Genomic DNA, 12,615 nt, shown 5'->3' on the forward strand with positions numbered 1-12,615 from the left:
TTAAGTAGAGTCTGAAACAATTTATTAATCGTTAAGATATGTGTCTTCTAAAGTTAAACCTGATTGGAAAGATAGGAAACCATCAAGGTTTACAAAGCCATCCACATTCTTTTGCATTCCATAGCTTTGTTCTCTCCAATTCAAGTAAACGAATGGTGATAATTCCATTGCTCTTTCAATCAACTGTTGGTAGATTTCCTCACGTTTTGCAGGATCCTTTTCCTTCTTACCTTGAGCTAGCAAGCTATTAATCTGCTCATCATCAAAGTTTGCTGAGTTATTTAATCTTGCCGGTCCACCTTGGTAGAAGTTACTCATCCAATCACCATCTGTAATGTCTCCAGAAGTTCCTGCGACTAAGAATTGATAATCCCCTTGAACGTTTTTATTAATTCTAGTTGCCCAATCAGGAAGTTCTAATTCTACCTCAATACCAATTTTCTTTAATTCTGATTGTACTGCAACGGCTGTTTGCTCGTGCATTCCATACTGAGAAGTGGATAATAGTTTAGCTTTGAATCCGTTTGGATAACCTGCTTCTGCAAGAAGCTCTTTTGCTTTTTTCACATCATGCTTAAAGTGTTTAGTGAACTTTTCATCATAGCCCATATAACCTTCTAAAATCGCCATTCCGTAAATTGCCTCTCCACGACCGCTAAATGCCGTATTAAGGATTGCTTTACGATCAATACCATAGGCAATCGCCTGTCTTACCTTTGGATTATTAAATGGTTCAAAATCGGTGTTAAATTGTAATGCCATAAAAGGTCCATTTGCACTTTCAAGCTTTAGATTTTCCATCTGACCAATGGATTCAGTATCCTTCCAAGGGACGTTCTCAATCAAAGTGACATCGCCCGCACGAAGAGCATTAACTCGTGTGTTCTCATCAGTATAAAATTGGAACTTGATTTCATCTAAATAAGGTTTGCCTTCTTTGTAGTAATCATCAAACTTTTCAACAATGATATTGCTTCCTTGAGCCCATGAAACAAACTTAAATGGTCCTGCACCCATTGGCTTAGTCGCGATATCTTCTCCGTTTTCTTCAGTATAAGACTTTGATACTACAACAGATTCTGGAAGTGCTGTATAGTGAATGAAAGGAGCGGAAGGCTCTGAAAGATTAAACGAAATAGTTTTTTCGTCTACCACTTCAATGCTACTAATGATTGATAGTTCTGTTTTGAATGTCGCCTTGCTATCTGGAGCTAATATACGCTCGTAAGTATATTTGACATCCTCTGCAGTTACAGGATCTCCATTATGGAATTTTGCATCTCGAAGTTTAAATGTGTATTGTGTCAATTCGTCATTTGTTGTATACGATTCTGCTAGTTCTGCTTCTAACTCGCCTTTTTCATTGTAATTATAAAGCCCACGGAAAATCGCAAACTTAACTGTTCTACCATGTGTTCCGTTTTGGATATAAGGATCCATGGTTGTTGGTTCTGCAGCTAATCCAAACGTTAAAGAACCTCCAGATTTATCTCCTGCTGCATCCCCTGATTTTGAATCAGAGGATGCATTTTCCTTACTTGAACAAGCTCCTAAGAACACTACTAACCCAAACAATAAGACAACCAATACAATCAATCTTTTAGCCATACTTTCACTCCCTTTAATAAAAATATATTGTAAACGCTTTTAATACCTTCTACTGTTTATTCTTTAGTCTCGGGTCTAAGATATCTCTAAAACTATCTCCCATTAAATTAATGGCAAGCATCGTTACACCAAGACATAATGAAGGCCAGATAACATACATTGGATTGTTATAAATATAACCTCGAGCATCACCAATCATTTGACCCCATGATGGTTCAGGCGGAACAACTCCTAGCCCTAAGAAACTTAATCCAGATTCTAGTAAAATAGCGGCCGCTATCGTTAAGCTGATTTGGATAATTAACGGAGACATGATATTTGGTAAAATCGCTTTGGTGATGACCCTAAAATGAGAAGCTCCTAAAGAAAGTTCACTTTGTACATATTCCAATCCTTTAACCTGAAGTGTAGCGGAATGGGTAATCCGTGCGAAACGCGGGATATAAAGTACACCGATAATCAAAATAAGGTTTTTTACACCAGAACCCCAAAATCCAACTACCATTAAGGCAAGTAGAATGGGTGGGAAACATAACACAATGTCGATTGCTCGCATGATCATTTTTTCAGTTAATCCTCGAGCATAACCGGCTATTACACCCAACCCGACTCCGCCAAAAAATGCGATTAACGTTGCTCCTAATGCCACAAGCATAGTTGGACGAATACCTAGGATTAATCGGCTAAGTATATCTCTTCCATATTCATCGGTTCCTAACAAATGCCCAGATGTACCACTTTTTAGTACGTTGGTAGAATCAATTTCTAAAGGATCATTTGGTGCAATCCATGGACCAATAAGTGCAATAATGAGAATTGGAAGAAGTATGATAAAACTAACGATGAATGTTTTGTGATGTAAAAACTTCCGAGCCATCCTCCCACCCTCTTTCTATAAAAATACTTGGTTAACGTGTTCTAGGATCCATTAACCCATAAATGATTTCAACTGCTCTATTAATTAGAATGTAGAATGCTGCAATCACGATAATTGAACCTTGAATAATCGGATAGTTACGGTTATTGATTGATTCTACTAATAATGAACTTAATCCAGGCCAGTTGAATAAAAACTCAATTAATACGGTTCCACCAATTAAATTAGCTAACTCTAAGCCTATTACCGTGATAACAGAAATAATGGCGTTTCTAAGTACATGCTTGAAAATAATCATTTTTTCAGCTAGCCCTTTAGCACGTAACGTCTGAACAAAGTCCTTGCCCAAGACCTCAAGCATAGAGGATCGAGTCATTCTCGCGATCGATGCAGCCAGCGGTAAGGCTACCGTAATGGCAGGGAGGAACAACTTTTGGATATGGGCAACCGGGTCTTCTGAAAAAGCGGTATACCCACTTGCAGGTAACAAATTCAATTGCAAGCTTAAAAGTAAAATTAACACGGTACCAGTTACATACACTGGGAAGGATAATCCAGCTGCTGCAATAGATGAAACAATCATATCTACAACTCCGCCTCGTTTGACAGCAGCAATAATTCCAAGACTGATTCCGATAATTGACCCGATAATAATTGCAACAACTGCTAATTCAAGTGTTTTAGGAAGCCTTTCAGCTAGATATGTAGTAACATCAATGTTATTAAATAGAGATTGTCCAAAGTCCAATCTGAGTATATCTGCAATCCAAGCAAAGTACTGTGTTAATAGTGGCTGATCCAAACCAAGGGTCGCACGCATCGCCTCAACAGCAGCTGGGTCGGCGCCTCTTTCTGTACCTAATACTAAGACTGCAGGATCACCAGGCATGAAACGAAGCAATAAAAATACAAGGGTCGCAACGATGAAAATTTGAACAATAGCTACTCCAACGTTTTTCGATACAAAATGAAGCAATAATCTCACCCCCAACTTCTCAGAAAATTTAATTGATCTTTTGTAATTTGGATTCAGAGAATAAATGGCAAGCAGCCATGTGATTGGAACCTATCGTACTTAGCTCTGGTTTAATTTCTTTACAAAGTGGTATAACATAAGGACATCTTGTACTTAATCGGCAACCGCTTGGCGGATTAATCGGACTAGGAAGATCTCCTTCGAGGACAATTCGTTCCTTTTTAAAGGTAGGATCTGGAATTGGAATCGCTGAAAGTAAAGCTTGCGTATATGGGTGCTTAGGATTTTTGTAGATTGTCTCTGCATCCCCAACCTCAACCATTTCTCCTAAATACATAACACCAATTTTATCGCTTACATGTTTTACGACTGATAAATCATGGGAGATAAACAAATAAGTTAGTTTAAATTCTTTTTGTAAATCATTTAATAGATTTAAAATTTGAGATTGAATGGAGACGTCAAGCGCAGATACCGCTTCATCACAAATGACTAATTTGGGGTTTAGGGCAATCGCACGGGCAATTCCAATTCGCTGTCTTTGACCTCCAGAAAATTCATGTGGATATCGATTGATATACTGCTGACTTAAGCCAACCATTTCTAGTAAATCTTTAACCTTTTGTACGCGTTCTTGTTTGTTATAAACACCATGAATATCAAACGGTGCACTAATTATCTGTCCAACTGTCATTTTAGGATTGAGTGATTCATAGGGTTTCTGGAATACCATTTGCATTTGCTTTCGGCTTTTACGTAGTTCCCTCCCACGTAAATCTAGGAAATTTCTACCTTCAAAGTTGATTTCACCACTATCTGCTTTGATTAACCCCATAATCAATCGTGCCAAAGTACTTTTACCGCAGCCGGACTCCCCAACTAACCCAAAGGTTTCTCCCTCATTGATGGTAAAGCTAACACCATTTACGGCTTGAACATAATTTTTTTGTGTAGAAAATAATTTTTTATCACTAACAGGAAAGTGTTTTTTTACATTTCTAACCTCTAAAAGAGTGTTGCTTTTCAATGTGTCCTCACACTCCTTCGTTTATATGCCAACATTTAGCGGTATGATTGGAATTGATCTTTTGTAACTCTGGTTCCTTTTCAACACACAAATCTGTAGCAAAAGAACAACGTGGATTAAATCTACAGCCTTTTGGCATTGAATTGATTGTAGGAACATTTCCTGGAATGCTATAAAGGGTTTTATCAACCTGATGTAATGGTGGAACTGATTTGATTAACCCTTTCGTATACGGATGTTTTGGCTTTTTAAATATGGTCATTACATCTGCTTCTTCGACGATTTGCCCCGCATACATAACGGCAACTCGATCAGCCATTTCTGCTACTACACCTAAATCATGGGTAATTAACAGAATTGCCATATTAAACTCTTTTTTGATTTTATTCAATAAGTCTAAAATTCTAGCTTGCACAGTCACGTCTAATGCAGTTGTCGGTTCATCGGCAATTAATAAGTCTGGTTTACAGGATAAGGCCATTGCAATCATGACACGTTGGCACATTCCACCAGAAAGTTCATGGGGATATGCATCAAATATTGTTTCAGGGTGAGGGATTCCAACCTCCTTCAACAGTTCGATTGCTCTACTTTTAGCCTCTTCTTTCGAAATGTCCTCATGAATGTGGATGGCTTCCGTTATTTGACTTCCGCAAGTAAATACAGGGTCAAGGGCTGACATTGGATCCTGGAAGATCATCGAGATAGACTTCCCTCTAATTTTGTTCATCTCTACTCTGTTTAATTTCACCAAATCTATATCTTGGAAAAGAATCTCACCTGATGCTATTTTCCCGGAAGAAGGTAGAAGCTGCATAAGTGACATAGATGTAATTGTTTTTCCACTCCCACTCTCACCTACGATACATAACGTTTCACCTTTTTTTAGGGACAAGTTGACATTCTTTATGGCTGGAAAAACACCATAGTCTGTATTAAATACAGTCGATAAACCCTTTATATTAAGAAGTGCATTCCCCACAAACATCCCTCCTAACTCCTATTAGAACGCCTAATGGTATTGTTTTGTTATAATATATTATAAGTCCTCTTGTTAGAATATTCAATCTTATTTGAAAATTAACACAAAACTCTTATTATATTAAAAACAAATTTAGATAAAAAAGCGCTACCTACCATGAATTTCTTATTAAACCTGTAGACAGCGCTCTATTATTAATTACTATTTTGCACGACACCAAGCCTATTTTTCTTTGTTTCTTCTATATCAATAGAGTAGGTTCCATTGTTATAAATGATACTAACACCATAGTCTTCTAAAGCTTTTTCTACTGACACCTTCTGATCAATAACATCAAATAAAACTAACTCTGGATTTCTTTCAAATGGAGATCCAAATCCTCCTGATCCAGGTGAACTTACTCTAATAACATCACCTTTATTTAATGGAAGCTCGGATACTTTTGAACTTAATTTAATTTCTTCTTTTCCGTTCTTTGCAAAGGAGAAAATTCCAGGACTTCCTTCTTTTCCACCATTAATTCCCCAAGGTGCAAACTTATGTCGATCCCCGAGACCGGTATAGGAAAGGCCATCGGTTAAAATACGATAGTCACGTTGAATCCCTAATCCTCCACGGTGTAAGCCTGCTCCACCTGAATCCGTTCGAAGCGCATACTTCTCTATTAAGATTGGATACTCTCTTTCAAGTGCTTCTACGGGTAGATTAGAAGTGTTGGTCATATGAACCTGTACTCCACTAAGTCCATCTCCAAATGCATGTGCACCTGAACCACCCGCAATGGTTTCTAAATAGACAAAGTAATTATCTGTGTTTGGATTGGTACCTGAGAAAATCGCCGAGGTTACAACACTGTTACATGCTGCCAATACTCGTTCAGGCGCTACCTTGGAGAGAGCTCCAAGTATAACGTCTACCACACGTTGCGAAGTATCAATCCTTTGTCCTACCGGGACCGGCAATGTACAATTGACTATGGAACCCTTCGGAGCCTTCACTGTTAATGGACGATAAATACCTTGATTCGAGAAAACATTTTGCCCAGCAACCGCCTTAAAGCAATAGAAGATGGTTGTAACTAAACCGGAATACACCATATTGAGTGGTCCAGGAACCTGTGGACTGGTTCCTTCAAAATCCACAATGGCATTGCTTTCATCAATTGTGATTTGGGCACGAATGAGAACCGGATCCTGAGAATGTGTTCCCGCATCATCTAAATAGTCCTCAAATGTATAGGTACCATTGGGTAATGAACGGATTCCAGCTCGCATTAACTCTTCCGCATAATCCAGTAATGCATCAGTGCATGCTTCAAAATAATCTACACCATATTTTTCAACTACTTCTTGTAATCTTCTTACTCCCGCTTTATTGGAAGCGATCTGAGCATCTAAGTCTCCCTGTCTTTCGACCGGAGTTCTCGTATTGAGTGTGATAAAATCATAACTTTCTCTTACTAATTCACCTTTAGAACAAATTTTCACAAGAGGAATACGCAAGCCTTCTTGATAAATCGTCGTTGAATCAGGCGATACACTACCTGGAACCATTCCACCAATATCCGAATGGTGGGCAATGTTCGCTACAAAACCTACTAATTTATCTGCCTCGAATACTGGCGCAACCATGGTGATATCCGGTAAATGAGTACCCCCGCCTGAGTAAGGATCATTCGTAACAAACATATCACCTGGATAAATTGAGTCTGTAGGGTATCTTTTTAGGACTTCATTGACTACATCTAACATAGAGCCTAAATGCATCGGTACATACTCAGCTTGAGCCGTCATATTTCCCTTTGCATCAAAAACTGCCGTTGAACAATCTTTCCGTTCTTTGATGTTCGTTGAAAAGGCTGTTTTGACAAGAGTAATTCCCATCTCTTCGGCCACAGAAAGCAATAAGTTCCCAACAATTTCTAAAGTAATAGGGTCTACTTGATTCACCATTGTTTTACTCCTCCCCACCAAACGTATTTATAATCAGATTCCCATAATCATCTACCTCCATGGTTTGGTCGGGTAGGACTAATATCGTTGTATCCATTTGTTCGACGATTAAAGGACCTTGAACTTTATTCCCTGGCTTAAGATTTTTACGATCAAAGATTTTTGTTTCGTAATACCCTGAGTTTTCAATTTCAGAAAAATAAACCTGACGAGTAGCTCGAGGGACTGCCGTTTCGTTTGCAGCAGTTGATTTTTCAAATCTCGCTTTAGGTAATTGACCTACAGCTGTTAGTCGATAGTTTACAAATTCTAAAATCCCATCCTTCTTAGCATAACCATAAATCTTTTCATGCTGTTCTTCAAAACGTTCCTTTAATGCTACAAAACCAGCTGATGTCAACTCATCCCATTCAACCGGAATGGGAATTTCATAGTTTTGCCCTTTGAATCTTACGTCAATAACCAACTCATATTTGCGTTTTGACTCAGGGATATTCTCTTTTTCTAGTAATTTAACCCCTTCTTTTTTTAACTCCTTAAAATGAGAGGCAACTACATTCATACTTTCTGGTGAGGCTTCTTCCAGTGTAGAACGAACATAATCTGTTCTTACATCTGTAACCAATAAGCCTAATGAGCAAAAGGTTCCTGGTGAAGGTGGAATTAAGACTCTAGGAATATTTAACTCTTTGGCTAGAGCACTACAATGCAGTCCACCCGCTCCACCAAATGATACAAGAGTAAAGTCTCTTGGATCATGTCCCTTTTGAATGGAGATTAATCGAATGGCCCTTGACATATTAGCATTTACTACAGAGATAATTCCCGCTGTTGCTTCTTCTAAAGTAAGCTTCGATTGGTCACAAATATGTTCTTGAATGGCCTGCTTTGCAGCATCCATATCTACTGACATACGGCCTCCTAATATCTCTTTCGGATTTAACCGACCAAGTAAAAGGTTTGCATCCGTAACAGTTGGCCTTGTACCTCCTCTACCGTAAGACGCAGGACCAGGTGTAGAACCGGCGCTTTCAGGACCAACCTTCAATGCTCCACCGTTATCAATATAAGCAATCGAGCCACCACCAGCACCACAAGCATGAATATCTAACATAGGGATACGCGCAGGAAAACCTTCTACTTCTCTTTCCATAGAAATCTTAGGTTCTCCATCTTCAATTAAACTAAAGTCCGCTGATGTACCTCCCATATCGAAGGTAATCATATTTTTATATCCAGTAAGCTCTGCTAAATTCTTAGCTGCTACCACTCCTGCCGCTGGGCCTGATACAGCAGTACGTAAAGGTGAGGCAACTGATTCATGAATGGAGATAATTCCACCATTAGATTGTGTAATATATGGTTCCACCGGAATTCCATATTCCTTTACTGACTTCAAGAAGTTTTCCATATAGTTCTTCATTACTGGCCCTAAGTAGGCGTTCAATGCTGTTGTACTTAATCTTGAGTATTCACGAAACTCAGGAACAATCTCATGGGAAGCTGAAACGTAAACATCCGGAAAACGCTTTCTAATTTCCTTAACTGCAAATTTTTCATGCTCTGGATTTAAATATGAGAAAAGGAAACAAACTGCGATCGATTTTACCCCTTGTTCCTTTAATGCATCAATGGCTTTGTGTAGGCTGTCTTCATCAATTACCTTATACACTTCACCATTTGCTAAAAGCCTTTCTCTTGCTTCATATCTTAAATTGCCTGGAATAACGGGTTGAGGTTTTTCTTCGAAGAAATTGTATAAACTAGGACGGGTTTGACGTCCAATTTCTAGTAAATCACGAAATCCTTCTGTAACGATAAGACCAGTAACTGCACCTTTTCGTTCAATTAGGGCATTGGTAGCAACTGTCGTTCCATGCGCTAAATATTGGACATCGCTTTCGGCTATATCATTTATTTCTAGAATATCTTTTATTCCTTTCATAATGGCTCGTGAAGGATCTTCTGGGGTTGAAGAAACCTTGTGATTTTTGATCTCTCCCGTTTTACTATCAACCAATGTAACATCTGTAAAAGTTCCCCCAACATCTACGCCTACCATGTAGCTCATACAGTTTCCTCCTTTTGGAAAATCATTACCCTATTAATCTATCAAACTTAATATGTATCAATTTTGTAACTATATTTACAGAAAATTTATAATTTTGTCAACAAAGCCTATTTAGAATCAATCTGTAAATATAACAATAGTACCTCTTTTTAAATCTCTATAATACGTGTCACTTCAAACAACATCTTGTTGAAAAAGATCATTTTTTTTAATAAGAATAAAATGATTTTTTCTCTAAAATTGCTTTCACTATTATTACTTTTTTATTTGGAAAACGGCCCCTTAGTTAGAGGCCGAATTTCCATCAAAAAGAAGGCGTGATTTATTTTAGTACGCAACTTTCCACATGTAACGGCGGTCATCCATCGAATGATTTCGAATAAGCGACATTTGGTAAACGAAATATCTTTCTACCGGTATCATTACAACAGAATTGAAGAATTCAGCAACAGTAGGATCGATCTCGTTTAATCCTACCTCCTCTGCATCGATTACGATAAATCGCTCTGCGTATTGATTCAAGAATGTTTCTACTCTTTCATCCATCGGACGAGTACGCCCTAAGCTTTTCAGTAGTACGAATGGAAGAGATTTGTCAGTTGTTTCGAATGGACCATGGAAATATTCGCCTGAGTTTAACACAACAGCATGTTTCCATTGCATCTCCATGAAGTGACAGCAAGCCATTGTATAAGCTGTACCGAATAGCGGTCCACTACCTAACACATAAAAGATTTCATCATCCTTAAAATCTTGTGCAAATCTTTGTGCCTTTGGCAGTAGGTTCTCTTTAGCAGAAGTAACAATATCATCAATTTGGTCATATGCAGCCATAGCAACTTCATAGTTTTGGTAATCTTCAAATTGATGAAGGATTTCAAATCCTAATTTTAAAGCTAGCGCTTGGTTTGCCTGAGAGTATACCTGATTGTCTCCATTCGAATAAATCACTTTATACTGACCATTTTGGGCCATTAAAGTATCAGGTGAACCAGTCATTGCGATGGTAATAGCACCTGCTTTGTTCGCCACCTTTACAGCTTCTACGGTTTCTGGAGTTGCATTTAATGAACATATAATACAAACAGTTTGTTCATTTAAGGCTGCTGGAGTAGAATGTACAAACTCATTACTGTTATAAATTGCAGTAGCTATATTTTTCGCTTCACTTTGCATTAAGTACTTAGCTGGATAAATAGCAGCTTGAGATCCACCACATGCAACGAAATAAACCGCTTTTAATCCACCTGCTGTATTTACCTTCTGTTTAATTTCACTAATAATTGATTTAATTTCCATGTTTTATGTACTCCCTCTCTATTTGTATTATATTGTATTTCTTATTTCTATAACAATATAGTACCATATTTGTGGAGTATTTCAATAACTTTTTGAAATATTATAACAATTTTGTAACTTCATTGGATTGATATCTATTATTCTCAATAAAAATACAGTCAAAACACATTAATTCTTTTAAAATAACCTGTAAAGCGTTAGTTTCGGATGGAACAAATGACGATCTTAACACTAATTGTTACAGAAGGTTATATCATAAATTTTGTAGGTTATAACAAATAGTATTACAACTTAATTCTAATATGTCAATATTGTTTTATTGAATTATATTTATTTTCTGAATAATACAATTAAACACCAATAGAAACAAAAAGCACATAACCCAAACAACGAATGAAAAATTGTTTGAATTATGTGCTAGTCTTTTATGAAGCAATTGAATTGCTACTTTCCACGCTTCTTAAGAACATGTGCTTATACAACGAATTTGAACTTGTCTGCCACAATAAATTGCATGGATCGATGGGTTGGTATACCTTCTTTATCATAAGATAGACCCGTGATTAATAGAAGTGGATGACTTAATGATAAGCTAAGGTAACGTGACATTTCATATGTTGAATAGGTTAGCTCAATTTCTTTTCTTGGATTCGTAAAGACAATACCATACTTTTCAGCCAGAATCGAAAACATTGAAGTATCATTCAAGTCTTCATCTAATAAAAAAGTGAAGCGTTCCGGTAACCGGGAAATTTCAAATGCAACTGGTACCCCATCCGCATAACGAATACGCTCGATTACGATTATCTTTGAGTTGGGTTCTAAATGTAACACCTCAGTATCCTTATCATTTGCATCTTCAATTACACACTTAATGACCTTTGCACCAGGTTTACAGCCCGATTCACGACACATATCTGAGAAACTTATAGAACCACTTATCCCTCTACTTAATTTCTCAGTGTTTACGAATGTGCCTTTGCCCTGTTTTCGAATTAATAGATTTTCTTTCGCCAGCTCTTCTAGAGCATTACGTACGGTAATTCTGCTAACATTATAGAGTTTACTCAATTCAACTTCTGTTGGAATTTTTTGACCCTTTTTAAACTTTCCTACTTCAATATCACCACGAATTAGATCGGTCAGCTGTTTGTATAAAGGTAAAGCATCCTTTTTATCTAATGTCATTGTATTTACCCCATATCGATTATTATATAACCATATAATACTATTTAATCGGTTTAAAATGCAATAAATTAGAAAAATGTTATCTTTATTGCTGATATAAAAATATATAATTAATAAACTATATAACCAAACGTGATATTTTGTATTAATATTTGATAATCATTTTTCAATGCTATTCATTATCCTACCTTTGCGGGACACAACAGGGTTAGGAATAAGGCCAGATGGACTCAGTCATATGCACATGAATCATCCCTCTATTTCATTTATCTCAATTCCGAGATATATAACCAAAAGAATATAGTTTGGATTTTATTTTGAAACCAAATATATTAAAGGTTATAAATTATATATTGTGGTAATAGATATATTAATGAATTTGACAGGAGGCGTATGAAATGGAACCGGTTAGGGATACATTTGAAGAGCGAAAACGCTTTATATATGAATACTTAAACAAGAAAATGGAACTATCACCGGATACAAATGAACTCATACTCTCTATATATCCAATACCATTTCAGCCAAACTCTCCCTTAACGGATGAATATATGATTGAATTAAAGAATTGTGAATCAGAGGATCAGGTAGGAAAGATATTGAAGAAGGTATTTGAAAAGCAATCGGAGTATGAG

At 37.1% G+C, this 12,615-nt stretch carries 10 protein-coding genes; 1 reads left to right on the top strand and 9 read right to left on the bottom strand.

The genetic code is table 11. The features are described from left to right. Positions 1–24: 24 nt before the first annotated feature. From ACGLXV_RS23070 to ACGLXV_RS23110, 9 genes are all read right to left on the bottom strand, one after another. Positions 25–1,608: an ABC transporter substrate-binding protein gene (locus ACGLXV_RS23070; RefSeq protein WP_391560472.1), complete on the bottom strand. Its 1,584-nt coding sequence runs from the start codon at positions 1,606–1,608 to the stop codon at positions 25–27. 49 nt (positions 1,609–1,657) lie between these two features. Further along, the gene (locus ACGLXV_RS23075) at positions 1,658–2,485 is read right to left on the bottom strand and encodes an ABC transporter permease (RefSeq protein ID WP_391560473.1); all 828 of its coding nucleotides are present in this window, start codon (positions 2,483–2,485) and stop codon (positions 1,658–1,660) included. A 31-nt stretch (positions 2,486–2,516) separates the two neighbouring features. Beyond that, on the bottom strand, positions 2,517–3,461 hold the full coding sequence (locus ACGLXV_RS23080) for an ABC transporter permease (protein WP_391560474.1): 945 nt from the start codon (positions 3,459–3,461) through the stop codon (positions 2,517–2,519). A gap of 28 nt (positions 3,462–3,489) precedes the next feature. Continuing rightward, the gene (locus tag ACGLXV_RS23085) at positions 3,490–4,488 is read right to left on the bottom strand and encodes an ABC transporter ATP-binding protein (protein WP_391560475.1); all 999 of its coding nucleotides are present in this window, start codon (positions 4,486–4,488) and stop codon (positions 3,490–3,492) included. A gap of 7 nt (positions 4,489–4,495) precedes the next feature. Next, positions 4,496–5,470, bottom strand: coding sequence for an ABC transporter ATP-binding protein (locus ACGLXV_RS23090; protein ID WP_391560476.1), 975 nt, complete (start codon positions 5,468–5,470; stop codon positions 4,496–4,498). Between the two features lie 194 nt (positions 5,471–5,664). Then, the gene (locus ACGLXV_RS23095) at positions 5,665–7,422 is read right to left on the bottom strand and encodes a hydantoinase B/oxoprolinase family protein (protein WP_391560477.1); all 1,758 of its coding nucleotides are present in this window, start codon (positions 7,420–7,422) and stop codon (positions 5,665–5,667) included. 4 nt (positions 7,423–7,426) lie between these two features. After that, positions 7,427–9,493, bottom strand: coding sequence for a hydantoinase/oxoprolinase family protein (locus tag ACGLXV_RS23100; protein WP_391560478.1), 2,067 nt, complete (start codon positions 9,491–9,493; stop codon positions 7,427–7,429). Positions 9,494–9,820: 327 nt separating this feature from the next. Further along, on the bottom strand, positions 9,821–10,792 hold the full coding sequence (locus tag ACGLXV_RS23105) for an SIS domain-containing protein (RefSeq protein WP_391560479.1): 972 nt from the start codon (positions 10,790–10,792) through the stop codon (positions 9,821–9,823). Between the two features lie 474 nt (positions 10,793–11,266). After that, positions 11,267–11,980, bottom strand: coding sequence for a GntR family transcriptional regulator (locus ACGLXV_RS23110; protein WP_391560480.1), 714 nt, complete (start codon positions 11,978–11,980; stop codon positions 11,267–11,269). Between the two features lie 398 nt (positions 11,981–12,378). Between ACGLXV_RS23110 and ACGLXV_RS23115 the strand changes: the two genes are divergently transcribed. After that, the coding region (locus ACGLXV_RS23115) for a hypothetical protein (RefSeq protein ID WP_391560481.1) at positions 12,379–12,615 on the top strand (237 nt) is incomplete at its 3' end.

The sequence above is a fragment of the Robertmurraya sp. genome (assembly GCF_036676585.1).
In the GTDB taxonomy this organism is placed as follows: Bacteria; Bacillota; Bacilli; order Bacillales; family Cytobacillaceae; genus Robertmurraya_A.